The sequence below is a fragment of the Nitrospira sp. T9 genome (assembly GCF_052156535.1).
GTDB lineage: Bacteria > Nitrospirota > Nitrospiria > Nitrospirales > UBA8639 > Nitrospira_E.
The window spans coordinates 64,906-80,785 of the sequence record NZ_JBQKUP010000039.1 but is presented as its reverse complement, the minus strand read 5'-3'; the positions used below and the strand labels follow the sequence as shown (position 1 = coordinate 80,785).

General features: G+C 48.6%; 13 protein-coding genes. 7 read left to right on the top strand and 6 right to left on the bottom strand.

What is annotated here, in order from left to right:
• Positions 1 to 42: 42 nt before the first annotated feature.
• The 4 genes from nuoD to ACTRXD_RS16305 all read right to left on the bottom strand — a co-directional run bounded on the left by nuoD (position 43) and on the right by ACTRXD_RS16305 (position 2,743).
• Positions 43 to 1,185 (bottom strand): NADH dehydrogenase (quinone) subunit D, encoded by a 1,143-nt coding sequence (gene nuoD, locus ACTRXD_RS16320; protein ID WP_442432950.1) that lies wholly within the window; start codon positions 1,183 to 1,185, stop codon positions 43 to 45.
• A gap of 154 nt (positions 1,186 to 1,339) precedes the next feature.
• Positions 1,340 to 1,834, bottom strand: coding sequence for an NADH-quinone oxidoreductase subunit C (locus ACTRXD_RS16315; RefSeq protein WP_442432851.1), 495 nt, complete (start codon positions 1,832 to 1,834; stop codon positions 1,340 to 1,342).
• Between the two features lie 19 nt (positions 1,835 to 1,853).
• On the bottom strand, positions 1,854 to 2,369 hold the full coding sequence (locus tag ACTRXD_RS16310) for an NADH-quinone oxidoreductase subunit B (protein WP_312645908.1): 516 nt from the start codon (positions 2,367 to 2,369) through the stop codon (positions 1,854 to 1,856).
• Positions 2,360 to 2,743 (bottom strand): NADH-quinone oxidoreductase subunit A, encoded by a 384-nt coding sequence (locus ACTRXD_RS16305; protein ID WP_442432850.1) that lies wholly within the window; start codon positions 2,741 to 2,743, stop codon positions 2,360 to 2,362. Before ACTRXD_RS16305 ends, ACTRXD_RS16310 begins: the two co-directional genes overlap by 10 nt.
• A gap of 1,432 nt (positions 2,744 to 4,175) precedes the next feature.
• Here ACTRXD_RS16305 and ACTRXD_RS16300 point away from each other — a divergent pair.
• From ACTRXD_RS16300 to ACTRXD_RS16290, 3 genes are all read left to right on the top strand, one after another.
• Positions 4,176 to 4,571 (top strand): CBS domain-containing protein, encoded by a 396-nt coding sequence (locus ACTRXD_RS16300; RefSeq protein WP_442432849.1) that lies wholly within the window; start codon positions 4,176 to 4,178, stop codon positions 4,569 to 4,571.
• A gap of 816 nt (positions 4,572 to 5,387) precedes the next feature.
• Entirely contained in the window at positions 5,388 to 6,530 is a 1,143-nt protein-coding gene (locus ACTRXD_RS16295) for a transporter (protein WP_442432848.1), read from the top strand.
• 68 nt (positions 6,531 to 6,598) lie between these two features.
• On the top strand, positions 6,599 to 7,408 hold the full coding sequence (locus ACTRXD_RS16290; protein WP_442432847.1) for a hypothetical protein: 810 nt from the start codon (positions 6,599 to 6,601) through the stop codon (positions 7,406 to 7,408).
• Between the two features lie 26 nt (positions 7,409 to 7,434).
• Here the strand turns inward: ACTRXD_RS16290 and ACTRXD_RS16285 are convergent, their stop codons facing one another.
• Positions 7,435 to 8,001, bottom strand: a complete 567-nt coding sequence (locus ACTRXD_RS16285) for a hypothetical protein (protein WP_442432846.1) — start codon at positions 7,999 to 8,001, stop codon at positions 7,435 to 7,437.
• Between the two features lie 237 nt (positions 8,002 to 8,238).
• Between ACTRXD_RS16285 and ACTRXD_RS16280 the strand changes: the two genes are divergently transcribed.
• From ACTRXD_RS16280 to ACTRXD_RS16270, 3 genes are all read left to right on the top strand, one after another.
• Positions 8,239 to 9,543 carry an alkaline phosphatase D family protein gene (locus ACTRXD_RS16280; protein ID WP_442432845.1) on the top strand — a complete coding sequence of 435 codons (1,305 nt, stop codon included), beginning with the start codon at positions 8,239 to 8,241 and terminating at the stop codon, positions 9,541 to 9,543.
• A gap of 605 nt (positions 9,544 to 10,148) precedes the next feature.
• Positions 10,149 to 10,976 carry a class I SAM-dependent methyltransferase gene (locus ACTRXD_RS16275; RefSeq protein WP_442432844.1) on the top strand — a complete coding sequence of 276 codons (828 nt, stop codon included), beginning with the start codon at positions 10,149 to 10,151 and terminating at the stop codon, positions 10,974 to 10,976.
• 207 nt (positions 10,977 to 11,183) lie between these two features.
• A complete protein-coding gene (locus ACTRXD_RS16270; RefSeq protein WP_442432843.1) occupies positions 11,184 to 12,179 on the top strand; it encodes a M28 family peptidase in 996 nt (331 codons plus the stop codon).
• 158 nt (positions 12,180 to 12,337) lie between these two features.
• Here ACTRXD_RS16270 and ACTRXD_RS16265 read toward each other — a convergent pair whose 3' ends face one another.
• Complete coding sequence (locus ACTRXD_RS16265; protein WP_442432842.1) at positions 12,338 to 13,936, bottom strand: phytoene desaturase family protein; 1,599 nt, start codon at positions 13,934 to 13,936, stop codon at positions 12,338 to 12,340.
• A 209-nt stretch (positions 13,937 to 14,145) separates the two neighbouring features.
• Between ACTRXD_RS16265 and ACTRXD_RS16260 the strand changes: the two genes are divergently transcribed.
• Positions 14,146 to 15,738, top strand: coding sequence for a multicopper oxidase family protein (locus ACTRXD_RS16260; protein ID WP_442432841.1), 1,593 nt, complete (start codon positions 14,146 to 14,148; stop codon positions 15,736 to 15,738).
• Positions 15,739 to 15,880: the final 142 nt, after the last annotated feature.

Genomic DNA, 15,880 nt, shown 5'->3' with positions numbered 1-15,880 from the left:
AACCAACAACATATCTTTAAAACGTGGTGCGGCAGAGCGACACTACCGATCACACTCTCCCATGACAATATCATATGTTCCAAAAATTGTGACCGCATCGGCAATCATATAGCCTTTGGCCATATAATCGAATGCGCCCATATGAATAAAAGAAGGCGCACGAATTTTCAGACGATAGGGCCGACCTCCGCCCGTGCTGACAATATAGAATCCCAGTTCGCCTTTATGCGCTTCCGTTCCGCAATAGATTTCACCGGCGGGTGCATCAAATCCCTGAGAGAAAAGCTTAAATTGCTGAATCATCGACTCCAGATTCGTGAACACCCGATCCTTAGGAGGCAAAGTCACACTCGGCACATCAGCCAAAATCGGCCCTGGCTCCATTTGCTGCAGGCATTGTTGAATAATTTTGATACTTTCACGCATTTCCTCAATCCTGATCCAGTACCGATCGTAGGTATCTCCATTTTTTCCCACCGGCACACTGAACTCACATTTAGGATAGGCGCTATAGGGTTCATATTTTCGCAGATCGTAATCAACCCCGGATCCTCTCAAGGTCGGACCGCTCAATCCAAAACTCAGCGCATCTTCGGCAGAGATCACCGCTACCCCGCGTGTACGGGCTAACCAGATGCGGTTTTTTTCCAAAAATATCACATATTCCTCAATTTTTGGAGGAAAGTAGTCCAGGAATTTTTGGACTTTTTCTGTCAACGAAGGAGTAAAGTCCCGTTCCACACCGCCAATGCGATACCAGCTGGTGGTCAACCTGGCACCACAGAGTTCGTCGAACCAGTCCAACAAAATTTCCCGGTCACGAAATGTATAAAAGAAGACGGTCATCGCGCCGATATCCAGCGCCTGAGTGCCCAACCAGAACAGATGGCCGATAATACGCTGCACTTCAGCCACGAGAGTCCGGAGATATTCCGCTCGATCAGGAACCGTGATATCCATGAGTTTTTCCACGGCCCGACAATAGGCGAAGTTGTTATACATCGCGCAAACATAATCCAGCCGGTCGGTATGAGGGATAAACTGGTGATAGGTCCCGCCCTCAGCCAGTTTTTCGACTCCTCGATGGAGAAAGCCTAGCACCGGCGTGGACTTCACAATCCGCTCACCCTCAAGCTCCAAAATCACCTTCAGTACCCCATGCGTACTGGGATGTTGCGGCCCCATGTTTAACAGGAGTTCTTCCGTCCGGAGCGTGGGCAATGACTCCGTTTCCGGGTGGTTCGGATCGACTTTATAGACGGTCGTACGTTGATCTTCCAGTTTCATGATATTAGCCTAGAGCCTGCCGGCTCACCTTGCCCCCAAAGGGACTCGGCAATCACGTCGGGTCGTTTAAAAAATCAAAGGTATCACGCCAGCCTTTCCCCTGAACGGGGAAATCTTTGCGAAGCGGATATCCTTCGGTGTAATCATCTGGCATCAAAATGCGGCGAAGGTCAGGATGGCGGTTAAACCGGATCCCCATCATGTCAAACACTTCACGCTCCATGAAATCCGCTCCCATCCAAAGATCCGTCATGGAATCGACCAGACAATCGTGTTCGGGAACTCGGGTTTTGACTCGGATGCGATGGCGTTTCCGAATCGAGTAGACTTCATAGACCACTTCAAATCGTTCTTCATCATCAGGCCAATCCACTGAACTGACATGTACCATGTAATCGCAGTCCAGGTCAGGATCCTTCCGGATATATGAACAGACATCATGCAGGGCTTCCCGCTTGACCGTAATCGCCAAGTCTCCCCGCCATTCATTGGCCCCCACAAACCCGTCAGGAAATCGGTTTTGGATCTTTTCTGCGATCGGATGCATGAATTATTCGTGGCTTTCCTTAGACTTTGACCTGTTCCGGTTGTTTGGTGAACACCCGTTTTTGCATGATCCGATCCTGTAATTTCAAAATCCCGTCAAACAATGCTTCCGGGGTCGGAGGACATCCCGGCACATAAATATCAACGGGAACGAACCGATCGACACCCTGAACAACGCTATAACTATCATAAATATTGCCGGATGTGGCACATGACCCCATGGAAATCACATATTTTGGTTCAGGCATCTGGTCATAAATTTTGCGAATAACCGGAGCCATTCGGCGACAGACGGTTCCGGCCACAATCATCAAATCAGATTGACGAGGCGAGGCGCGGAACACTCCTGCGCCATACCGGTCAATATCATAACGGGATGACACGGCGGCAATCATTTCAATAGCGCAACAGGCCAAACCGAACGTCATGGGCCACAAAGAGCCTTTTCGGGCCCAGTTTACGGCTTTCTCCAGGGAAAGGGTCATAATCCCCAGATCGCCGTCTTTTTGTGGCTTCCCGATTTGAATTAATCCCATTCCAAGGCCCCTTTACGCCAGGCGTACACATACGCCACGACAAATAATCCAATGAATATCATCATTTCAATAAACCCGATCATGCCCAACTGATTAAAGGTAATTGCCCAAGGATAAAGGAAGATCACCTCGATATCAAAAATCACAAACAGCATCGCAATGACATAATATCGAATGGGGAACGGCATACGTGAATCCGAAAAGGGTTCAGATCCACATTCGTAGGTCGAAAGCTTTTCGGCTTCGGGATATTTAGGTTGAACCAGATAGGACAGAGCAAGAGTGACCAGCCCAAACCCCATGGCAAGACCGATGAAGATCAGGATAGGAAGGAATTTGGTCAGATACTCAAGGAGAAGGTCTGAGCCAGACATCCGGGGACTCTCCTAAAATAGTTTACAATTCAAAGCCTTCTACCGAGGCCGGCATCGTAGCACTCTATTTTTTTGTGAATCAATGGAACGAAAGACCTAACAGGGTAAGGACCATTCAGACCAACTGGGCTCGAAATGAAGATTAATGCAAAGTTTTCATAAGATTTCATAGCATACTGTGCCATGAAATATAGACAGGTAATAGTCCTGTAAAAAATTTTCCCACCATCCTGCGTTTATGAATAGCCGGAAGTGGAAAAGAATAAATTCCACCACCCATCAGACTAGATGGCTTGGGACTTCTGCCCTACGGTCAAGGTTCGGCACATGAATGGTGTTCCTCTGTTCAAGGCAGAAAGGCAAAGGTTATCCTAATACTCGTTTGATATTTTAGGATCTAATGGTTGTGGGGAATATTTATAAATAGGTAAAAAAACTTAAATACATTCTAGAAAACTGTCATCTTTATTGCTATATAACTCCTTTTGAATCAACGTCAGCCTCCAATTTTCATCATAAATGGAGGAAGAGAGAAATTAGAGCCTACGCAAAAAAATCTGAAATTTTTGTGTGTGGCCCATGTCCTTTTTAAGGGGAGAAAGGTCCCTATAGAAACCAAAATACACCGCCCAATTGGAAGCAATGAAGGGTATGGCTTACAAGGGAGAAGGTTGAGGCAGATTTTACTCAAACCCCTGACTTGAATTCCAATTACGCACATGGTCTTAGAATCCTGCGCTGCCTGGAGATCACCCCCAACAAATGACCAACCTAGGATTTTTTCATCTTCGAGGAAGGAGTCCGAAGATTAGGGGGGGTATCCGATTGGTCATTCCACTCGTCTTCCAGGGGAGAAACCGCTTTTGCTTTCTGACGACGGTGTATTTGAGTTTGGATCCTTTTTTGGGGTGAAGGCGAGGGCTCTCCTTCTGAATCACTTTGGGGTTTTTTTGAGCGTTCGGAGTGCATAACAATAGGGTAACACCTCCAGACTCTAAAAAGCTGAATTTATCAGACCACGGATTCTTGGGAATTAAAGGGGGCCTTTTTGAAAGAAAATATGGAATGTGGTCATTGTTTGAAGGTTTAAATGAGTGAGGAGTGAGTTAAAACACTTATGGAAAAATCCATTTATTAACTCTAGGTAAAAAATAGGTTACGACACGCGAAGTAGGTCAAGGCCGATATTGGTTTTCCCAAAAAATTTCCAATACCCGCTTTTTGAAGTGGCAATAATCCGCGAAAGAATTTCGTCTTTCATTATGATTTCCCAGAGCTGGTCTGGCCTGTATAAGATAAATCTCGTTCCGGGATGACCGTTCCTGCCTAATCGATTGGCGTTTGATTAGAATAAAAAAGAACGGTGACGGTATTGGAAAAATTGGTATAATATAAAGAAATTACAAACAACTTCATCAGAAGGGAACCATACATGATCGTTCAAATTATGCAGAAAGAACTGAAAACCATTTCTGAAGGTTTTTCAATCACTCAAGCGGCCGAAAAGATGCAGAAAGAAGGAATTGGAAGCTTGTTGGTTGAGCGGAAAGGAATTCCAGTTGGAATCATTACTGATACAGCTATTGTTCATAAGGCCGTTGGCCTCAAAAAAAACCTGGATGAGACCAAAGTAGAGAGTCTCATGACCTCCCCTCTCCCTACGATTCAGTTGGCCCAAACTTCGCACGATGCGTTAGATTTGATGGGTGATTTAGGCGTTCGCCATCTCGTTGTATGTGATGGACCGAAAATCGTCGGTTTAATTTCTGCACGGGATCTTCTGGTGTATTTTGGAAGTGTCTCGGAACCCAGAATAGGGGTAGATTAATTCACCGAATAAGCTGGCAAAAAATCCCTTTTTGTATTTTTGGAGGGAATCCTTCTTACATTAAGAAAGTACTCCTAGAGTCGATACGACTAAGTGCCCCTACGGGGGCAGGACTCGCAAATCCTGAGTGGTCTGTTCTTTCAAACAAGTTCAGAACTCTCCAAAAAACCCTCCATTGATCATTCTTAAGCCCTTTTTAAAGCGGGCTTTGTAGAAAAATGCCCCACCATCATAGGGTTGAAGTGGGGTCTCCTTATCTGTTAGTAAAATTACAGGCCTTAAAGAATCTTATGTTCTCACACAATGAAGCGTATTTCTCACCTATTTGTTGTTTGCCTGGTTTTTTGTTTACTGACCCTGAGTGGCATACTCACCGCCCAGGCTGTTGAACACAGCCAACACCATTCCCAACACCATCAAGGGACTCATTCCACACTTCTCTGCACCTGGTTTTGTGCTGCAGGGCAAACACTAGAAACTAACCGGGTGCTGGTGGATGGACCGGTTGATTCTTTTCTTCGAATTGAAGATTGGTGTCCAATCACTCATCAAGTTATTTTCGTTATCCCTCCAGCTTCCCGTGCCCCGCCTTCCTGCCTTTAGCTTTTCTCATTACGCATTTCATTCGTTATAAAAAACATTCGATGTTCAAAGTGTTTCATTCGTAAGCCTTGGCTAGACAAGCTTCCGAGCGGAATTTTGCTTTTTGGAAACATCCTTTCCTCCAAACAGGTTTTATTCGGAAAGGGTTCGCCATTATTCATTTATTGGAGCTGGATTGACTGAAAATTCTATTCAAAAAAGGATTGCCAAGATATGACTAGGAGTATTCGATATCTATGTTTTGGGCTCATCGTTGGAAGTTTTGGAATCGTCTATGCCCTCCCGCCTGCGGAAGGGGCACTATTGGATGGTCTCATGGGGGGAGTGGAGGAATCCTTAGGAAAGAAGGCCGAAGAAAAAGGGGAACGGCTCGTCATCGGCAATTTTTATCAGGCGGAGCGCCCCGATTCCCACGCTCCCATCGGGGTCATGCAGGATCATACCCATAACAAGGGTGAGTTCATGTTTACCTACCGATATATGTACATGTATATGGACAAGATGCGGAATGGTACCGACAACCTATCCACCAATGACGTGTTAAAAGATTTTGCGGTGACTCCTAAACACATGACGACGCAGATGCACATGTTCAGTGCAATGTATGGCTTGAATGATACGGTTACCCTGATGGCCATGCTCCCCTACGTCATGAAAGAGATGGAACATCAAAACAGAGCCGGGGTTAATTTTACGACCAACTCCAGCGGATTCGGGGATACCAAGTTGGCGGCCCTTTGGCGACTGTATGCCTTTGAAACACCCAGTATCGGTTCCCATCGGTTTCATTTGAATACGGGTGTATCGCTGCCGACCGGAGATATCAATCCTACGGATAACACACCGTTAGGGAACAACTCATTGCTGCCCTATCCAATGCGATTGGGTTCAGGCACCGTCGATCTGTTACCCGGACTGACCTATACCGGAGTTCGGAACAATGTTTCGTGGGGGTTTCAGGCCCTTGGAACGGTTCGTATCGGACACAATCAACAGGGTTATAAGGAGGGCAATCGATATAAGGTGAATTCCTGGGGGGCCTACCGTTGGGCTGATTGGATCAGCACGTCTGCGCGATTGAACTGGCAACAATGGTACAACATCAAGAGAGAAGACGGCCAACTCCAAACAACAGTTGGACCCGCACAAATCCCTCTTGTCCCAACTGCCGACACTGATCGACAAGGGGGACAGCGGTTGGACCTTATGGGAGGTGTGAATATTCTGTTTCCGGATTTTATGGGCCTCGAGAATCATCTGAATGTTGAAGCCGGCGCGCCTATTTATCAATATCTCGACGGTCCGCAATTGAGGCAAGCCTGGTCTTTTTGGGTTGGATGGCAAATGGTCATGTAGAAAAAAGATTGGGTAGGAATGGCTCAAATTCCGGAGAGTCTAGGAAAAAGCAAAAAAGGAGATGGATCATGAATAACAACAATGCCTTGTGGATATTACTGGCTAGTCTATCCCTGGTCATGGGTCCCGGTGCGTCCCATGCATATGAAGTGGGGAATGTTCAGACTGGTGGATCCATCCATGGAAGGGTTTCTTTCCTAGGCTCCCCGCCTGAGCCTTTACACTTTAAGGTAGATAAAAATCCAGAGATTTGTGGCCAGGAACGAAGCCTCATGAAAGTTGAATCTCGGAATGGATTCTTGACTGGTGCGGTGGTCGTGCTTGAAGGCATCGATACGGGAAAACCTTTTTCTCCAAAAACCTTCACGGGAAATTTACCTGGAACGGGTGAATTTCGATACCTGGGAGGGAAATCCCTCGGACTTCAGGTCAAGACCCAAGATTGCAATTTTGGTCCTTTCACGGGTGTGATCGCAGCCAATGAAGCCGTGCGGTTTCAGAACAAGGATTCGATCAAGCATGTCCTGCACTCCTTTGTGTCCAAGGATACCAGGGGAAGAATTCTGCGCACGGTTCATAATCAGGATCTTCACCCTCATGATGAAATCGCCCGGGTATTTCCCTTAGACAAAATGGAAGACGGGGTCGTGGCGCGGATCATTTGTAATCGGCATGACTTCATGCAGAACTGGTTGTACGTGGTGGATAACCCGTATTTCGCCATTTCTGATCAAGAGGGCCGGTTCACCATTGACCAAATTCCGCCGGGAACGTATACGTTGTTAGTCCGGCATCCGGTGTTGGGTGAACAGCGCCAGGAGGTCACCATTGATGCACAAGGAGATTTGCAGGTGGGATTTGCGTTCGTGGATGAATGAAAGGCAACTATTTTTCTGGGATAACATCAACACCCGAACCGTGAATCGCAGGGCGGGAGCTTAAAACCTCCTTGTGGGGGAGGGTTCCATTCCGAGCCAGGGCCCGCCGGCTCTTGAAGATCGCTATTATCATAAGGCTCTTCATTGCCGGTGACCCCATCTTCATAGGAATCCTTGAACATCTCACCCAGCTCCTGCTCAAACTTCCCGTTTCCATTTAAATCAATCCAAAAAAACACCGGATCGCCAACGGTCAAGACGACCGGAGTGCCGAACTCGTCGAGCCAAACCTTATAGGTTCGGCGCGCCGTCATGAAATTAACGGACCCGGAGCCGGTCAGGTCAAATTCCCTGAAGAACATATCGTTGCGCCAATCATAGTAGGCGTTGATCTCCCGAGGATCGAATTCATCCGGTTCGACCGGAAGCTTCGGGCGTGTTTGAATCGACGAAAACGGATTGGTATTCATGGCCACAGGCTGGACCTGGATGGAAGGTTGGTGATCAGCTTGATAAGGGAAGACAGACTCCTCACGGGAAGTGAGATGAAAAGCCCCAAGCAATGCAATACAGAGAAAGGGAAACGGCGTCATAAATGTTGCTCTTATCCTCGTCATTCAGGGAGACTAGTAAAATTGTATTCTTTGCAAGAGCAAAGGTGCAAATTTTGGCGAAGGATCGAACCCGGTTAAATCTTATTCGAAGTACCCGCGCGCTAACGGGTTCGAGGAAATTATGCCAAGTGGGCTTCATCCCCCTTCCGACCTTATCTATTTTAATCACCAGAGGATTTCTCCCGGCTGGAAAAATTCAAAAGGATTGACCATACGATGAAAGCGAAGCCACGCTGGGTTACGGGTTGGAGGCTTGCTCCGGCCGACATGAAAGAATGGGTATTGCTCATCTGCTTTTGTGGAGTGTTGGGAGGGTGCGCCTCCATAGAATTGCCTGATAGTGCAGAACAGAGAGGCAGCGAATTTAATTGCGCCGTGGGAGATGTGACGCCGCATGAAGCCATCGTGTGGTTGCAAACCACTGGCGCCCAAACACTGAAAATTCAATATTCCACTGACCCACAGTGGTCCACCTTTCAAGAAACCAAAATGGTGTCAACCTCTCCGGAAACCGATTTCACCACTCACATTCCCCTGACGGCTTTGACCCCGAAAACACGGTATTGGTATCGGAGCCTGGTGCCGGGGAAAGATCCCGGACGACCGTGTCAATTCATCACGGCTCCACTTGAAGACGACGAGACGACCGTGTCCTTTGTGATTGGAGGCGATACGCGCCACAGTTTCCAACCCTTTTCAATTATGGAAACCATGCGCATGGTGAATCCAGACTTTTTTGTCTTTTTGGGAGACACTATTTACGCTGACAAAGACACGCCTGCCCGAGAATTATCAGACTATTGGCACAAGTATCGAGAAAACCGTGACGGATTGGCTCGACGGCTGTTCGCCGAAACAAGTGTCTATGCCATGTGGGACGATCACGAAGTGGACAGTGACTTCACCTCAACGAATCCACTCATGCCTATTGGTCGCCAGGCATTTTTTACCTATTGGCCCATTCATCAACACGCGACAGATACAACCCGTCTCTACCGCAAATTTCGCTGGGGAAAAGCCGTGGAACTCTTTCTCCTGGATACCCGCCAATATCGGAACCCGGCAACCAACACGATGTTGGGAGCTGATCAAAAACAATGGCTGTTGGCCAAGCTCGAGGCCTCTTCCGCCAAATTCAAATTTATTATCTCCTCCGTCCCCTTTTCCGATCCTCGGGTCGACAAATGGGGAGAATATCACGATGAGCGAGATGAGATCTTGGAGTTTTTAGACAAAATGGGCATTACGGGCGTGCTGTTTCTTGCCGGCGATGTGCATCTTGGAGCGGTGAGCCGGCTGCCTGGGTTGACGGATCGCAAAGAATTTATTTTCGGTCCGCTGGCGGCTCCGATGAATTACAAGATTTCTAATCGAGAGCCACGATTTGAGTACTTTAACGACGCCTCACGAAATTTTGGGAAAATCACCGTTAATCCTGATGGCTTGAAGCCGTCGGTCCACATAGAGTGGTTTGATGCCAACAAGACCTTGCTTCACCAAGTCATCATTGAAGAAGATTAAACCGATTTCCTGTTCTCTCAGCAGATGGAGCATGCCTTGAAAGTCGTTGTACTGACTCGATAACTTCCTATCTCAGCTCCTGAATCCCTGGAAAATGTGGATCGTCCCAGCCCAGAGCCCAAAGAACGAGACCTGCCTGTGCAGGCAGAAGCCACTCCGTCAATCCCGTAAATTCAAAATAGGTCGGGGGATTGTTTACGCCACGGAATCGGTAGATCTCAACGTCCTCACACAAAAAAACACCATGCTTTCTTTAAATTTCATATTCGTATCAGACCCAGGATATGATTAAACAACACAGATTACTCACCCGGATTACTCGTTACGTTGATGCGGGCAAAATATAATCCACCCCGACCGAATCAGTCTCTCCCCTCAACGCCGGTCTTTTGAGAATAGTTCATACCAAAATCAAACCAGGACGCATGATTGAAAATTTTTTCTGACCAGCTGGCACACCTGGCGGGAAGATTGAAAAATGTGGTGGGGGGTTCTCGATACATGGGTTTCCGGGCAACAGCCCTTGAATGTGGAAGATGCAAGGGCTCTCGTATAAGCCGCCCCCAACATGCTAGGGTTTCATTGATGCTCAGCCGTGGTGGTTCATGATGCCCACTCCTTCCCATTCATCTTCGTTGAAGAAGCCGCCGGCATGGCTGTGTGAACTGCCGAAAAAGGATCCCTGGTCGAAACCATTTGCCGAAAGCCTGCTGACCCACTTGGATCTCTCTGAAGGCGCAACGATACTGGATGTGGCCTGTGGAGATGGGATTCCTGCCTTTTATCTCGCTCATCATGTTGGACCAGGTGGCCATGTCATTGGAATTGATGTCAATCACGCCCAACTCATTCGTGCCCGCGCCGTTCAGGGACCATATTTCCCCTGGCTGGAATTTCGGGTTGGGGATGTCCGAATGTTGCCACCCGACCTCGGCCAATTCGATCGCATCACAGGAAATCTGTCCTTTATGTTTTTTCGGCCTCACCGTCTTGAAGCACTTCAGCAATTGGCTCGGCTTCTCAAGCCTGGAGGACAATTGGTTCTCACATTCCCATCCCTTGGAACGTTTGATTCCTTATGGAAACGCGTGGACCGGGAAATGACCCAACAAGGGCTTACGAAAGAGCGAGAGGCATTTGCGGACTATCTCGCCGAACGGCCTTCGGCGGTGGATGCCCGAACATGGCTGGCAACCTGCGGATTGATCAACATTGACGTGACAGAATATCCCCTTGAAGTGCACACCGGTCCAGGCCAAGAGTTTCTGTATCATCCGTTACTCCGTGGGGGATTCCTGGATGATGTCTATGAATGCTTCGCCGATCAAACATTGGCAGACCAATTCATGAATACGATTTCCCTGGACACTCAAAGCTTCGTGCCGCTCTTCGCACAACGCTGTGTCATGGCTGGTTGGTTGCCGGAAAAGTAATGGAATCCTAAATATCGATGGATAATTTCCAGCATGTCATCCTCAGCCGAAAGCGAAGCATCTGTGCCTAATGGCAATCCCATTGCTGTTTCATCACATAAGCCTATCGCAACAATCCTGCAGAATGCCAAATAACACCGCACCGCGGTCGGCGGTTACACACGCAGGAAAGAATGGACTCTGATTCTGAAAGGTCGGAGGAGAAAGGTGAACACTTCACGGTGGGTCGTTATGGCGGGAACATTGGTCGTTGTGTGTGCAGGAGGATGGTACGGAATGATTTGGATGCCGGGGAGTAGCTATCAAGGAGCCTTGCCAGTAGCGACGGACGAAATACGTGACCTGGAGCAAAAACTCCACACCCATGTCCACATATTGAGCATGCAAATAGGAGAACGCAATCTCTTTCACTACGACAAACTCCTGCTCGCGGCCGAATACATTCGCGCTGAATTCAAAGCGGCCGGATATGATGTCCTCCGCCAAAAATTCGACGTTTCCGGAAAAATCTGTGAGAACATCGAAGCGGAGGTACGCGGGACGGATCGCCGGGAAGACATCCTGGTCATTGGCGCACACTATGATTCCGTCAAAGGAAGTCCCGGGGCGAATGATAACGGGACCGGGATCTCAGCGATGTTGGCCCTGGCCCGGCAATTCGCCCAATCCCCTGTTTCTCGCACCCTCAGATTTGTGGCCTTCGCCAATGAAGAACCCCCCTTCTTTCAAACCCCAAGCATGGGGAGTTGGGTGTACGCACAGCGCAGTCGCCAACAGAATGAACACATTGTCCTCATGCTCAGCCTTGAAACTATTGGCTACTATACTGACGCACCGAGCAGCCAACGCTACCCGCCACCCCTCGGTCTCATTTACCCGTCAACGGGAAATTTCATCGGGTTTGTGAGTAATCTTGCGAACCGGGATTGGGTGCAGCGGGCGGTAGGAGCCTTTCGGCAACACACCCAGTTTCCCTCAGAAGGCGCCGCGCTGTTTGAATGGTTGCCCGGGGTAGACTGGTCTGATCATTGGGCATTCTGGCAAGAAGGATTTCCCGCCCTCATGGTCACGGATACCGCCCTGTTTCGAGATCCGAATTACCACACCACGAACGATACACCTGATCATATTCACTTTGGCCACTTCGCCCGCGTGGTCACCGGATTGGAACATGTCATCAGAGATTTGGCCAACCAACCATGACAAACGTCATGGTGAGAAATTGATCCCGATATATCCTTGCGTTTCACTATCCGTCTGTCACCAGAGACTGGCAAATTACAACCATCCCATATATCTAAGAGAGAGCCCGGATTTCGGAAAATGCCTAACTCGAGTTTCTGAGGAATTAAATAATATGTTCATGACCTGGGAAAGGTGTTGGTGAAATCCAGTTTGAGATCTTGATAAATGATTTGGGCTGCATTTCGTCCTGGCGCCATCGTGACTCCGGCGCCCGGATGGCTGCCCGATCCGCAAAGATACACGTTCGAGATAGGAGATCTATAGTTCCCCAATTCCGGTATCGGACGCATGGACCCCGTCTGATAGGGGACAAAGGCACCATGGGTTATCGTCCCCCGGGGGGCACTCGGCATCAATTTTTCGAGATCCTCCGGGCTATGGACAACTCGTTTCAATATTTTTCCTCGGAGATTAGGAATAGAATCCCGCGTGATGCAGTCGATAATATAATCGGCAAAGGGTTCTTTGACTTCACTCCAAGTTTTACTTGCTATCTTCCCTGTGGCATCACCCTTGATGATGTACGGAACCGGTTGCACAACAAGTTTCATTAATCCTTTTCCGGCAGGCACACGAGTTGGATCTCCGACGGAGTCGTTGCACATGAGAAAAAATGGTTCTGATGGCAACCAACCACGACGGACTTCATAAAAAAGACGGGAAAAATAGTTCAGGGATGCTGGGGTGGGATGCACATAAACCGACTTCCCGGCCAGCGGTCCCGCCTTGTACTCGACGGGGCTGTCAAGCGCCAGATACATAACCATGACGGATTCTCCTAATTCATACTGACGCATCTTATTGGCAAGATTCATCCCTACCTGATCTTCGCCAAGCAGGTCCAGCACGAGGTGCTGGGGGTCGACGTTCGAAGCAATCAATTGGTCTACCCGAATCTCTTCACCATCGACAAGCCTTACCGCAATCGCCTTATTATTCTCAACCACGATGTTATTGACTCGAGCACCCGTTCTGATTACCCCGTTATGAGCTTCGAGATATCCGGCCAGTGCGAGAGGAAGATGGCGCATACCTCCCTTTACCACGTTATTCCCAAAGTGCTGGATGACCATGGAAAAAAGCCAGGCTAAGCTCGCACCCCCCACGTCATCCGGAGAAGCACCCACATGCAAATCCCAGGAACCGAAGAGAACTTTGGTTTCTTCCGCTTCGAACATCTCGTCGCACCATGATCGGAATGTTTGCAGTTGAAAGCGATATTCGTCGAGACCACCAGGCAAACGCTGTAAGACCGCCGCTTGGTCAGCAAAAGTCGGTGGTGGACTATTGATTGAACGGACAATCTGCTCCTTCACTGCAAGAAATCGTTCGTATAGCCTGCGCCACGTTACAGAATCTCTTTTTGAGAATTGAGCGATACTGTGACACGTTTCATCTAAGTTCCGACGCACGGAGATCGAGCGGCCATCAGGAAAGACGTGAGTAAAACAAGGGTCGGAATAGATCAGCTCGAAACCGTATCGGGCTAACTGCAGCTCATGAAGGGCCGGCGAAAAGTTCCCAACCTGAATGCAGAACGCATGTGTGTCTGACTGAAAACCGGGTAGGGTGAGCTCTTCCGTGTTGGTCATCCCACCAATCGAATGATACTGCTCCAGCACGAGAACCTTGAGGCCGGCTTTCGCAAGGTAGCAGGCACATGTCAGTCCGTTATGACCACTCCCAATCACAATCGCATCATATTGGGCTGGCATAATTTCTCTCCACTTATACTCAGATATTTGCCAATATATCTTTATTGAAAATCAACAAAGCGATAGTATACAAAGCGATGGCCCGCAGATCCACCAGACTCGCCTCGAAGTCCTCAATGAACCATAGAAGAAGTGCCGCTGTTCCGTTTTTTTATTATAGATATCTTGTATGATGAAATCCTGATCAACTATTGAAAAGGAGGAACGCAATGACCGAGGATCATGGAGAATTATCACACGAAAAAGGCTCCTCCGAAGAATCTCCGTTAACCCGACGACAGTTATTACGGGCAGCAGTCGGTGTTGGCGGTGGACTTCTGGTATCCGGTCTTACTGGGTGTGCTGAAAGGCCTCAGAAACTGTCAGACGCAGGATCTAACGGCATGGAGGAAGCCGCTTCAACCCATGTGACAAATGAACCAGGGATCACCACAAATGCGTCAGGCCTTGCACACTTTACACAGCCGGAAGTGCGGCGATCGATGCATGGGTTCCTCAATACCCAATTGCGCGTGGCCTTTGCCAATAATACGCTCAACGGAGAACCTCTCCCACCGAATCGATCTTATGAAGGTGGGCTCACGGGTCCGACCTTTCGAATCAAAGCCGGGGATCGCATGAAAGTCTACTTGTTCAACCAACTACCTCCCGAACAAGGAGAATGCGGCCCACCCAATACAGAGAATTGCCCGAACACCACCAATTTACATACGCACGGTCTTCATATTTCACCGACGGGCAATAGTGACAATGTGCTCCTTGAGATTCCCCCCGGCAAAGATCTGCAATTCCAGTTTGATATTCCTGACCATCATCATGCCGGGACGTTCTGGTACCACGCACACCGGCATGGATCGACGGCATCTCAATTGCGAGAAGGCATGGCTGGCGCATTGATTATTGAAGGCGATATTGATCAAGTGCCTGAAATCAAAGTGGCTCGTGATCAGGTGTTTCTTTTTCAACAACTCAGGATTCCGTTCGACAATCCCGAAAACCAGCTGCCGACCACAATCAATGGATTATTGGAACCGGTGCTAACCCTTCAGCCTGGCGAGGTTCAACGATGGCGCTTGATTCATGCCGGCATCGATGAATTGCTCACCATAGAGCTGGTAAATGACGAAGGCGTTCCTCAAGATCTCCATGTCATTGCGATTGATGGGATTACCTTAGGAAAGATCGATACGAGTAAGGAGGTTTTTTTGGCCCCTGGCAACCGCGCCGACATTTTGATCAAAGCGGGTCCCACAGGCATGTACAGATTGAAAAAAAAGATGGAGGAGGTAGGGCTGAACGGAAAACAAGAACCTGAGCAACTATTGGCGAATATTCAGGTAGCAGGCCCACGACTCAACATGGGTCTTCCCAGCAACCGTGAGCTTCGACCTCTCGCTCCATTTCGCCCGATTACAGACAACGAACTCACTGACCCTCCTCAGCAGCCGGAATTGGTGTTCAACATTGCCGGCGGTCAGTTCATGATTGATGGGAAAGAGTTCGATCACACCCGTGTGGATCGAACGATGAAACTCAATGGGGTCCAGGAGTGGACATTATCATCGAAGAACGGCAACCATCCGTTTCACATACATGTCAATCCCTTCCAGGTGATCAAAATCAATGGGAAGCCGGTGGATCCGGTCTGGCGCGACACCATCCTTGTCAGAAACAATCCACCTGTGACCGTGACCATGCGGACACGATACGAGGTGTTTACCGGAAAGTATGTCTTGCATTGCCACAATCTGGTCCATGAGGATCGAGGCATGATGCAATTGATCGAAATTTTGTCTTCGTGAATGACATATTTTTGTTCTGAACAACCCGCGCAGCGCAACTTCCTGGAAGCGACCCCACTTTCCCTCGCGCTCTAGGATTTCAATCAGGGCTTGCCCCTGCCCCTTGACCCTTTGTTGCCCCAGGACAAGAATGCTGGCTGCC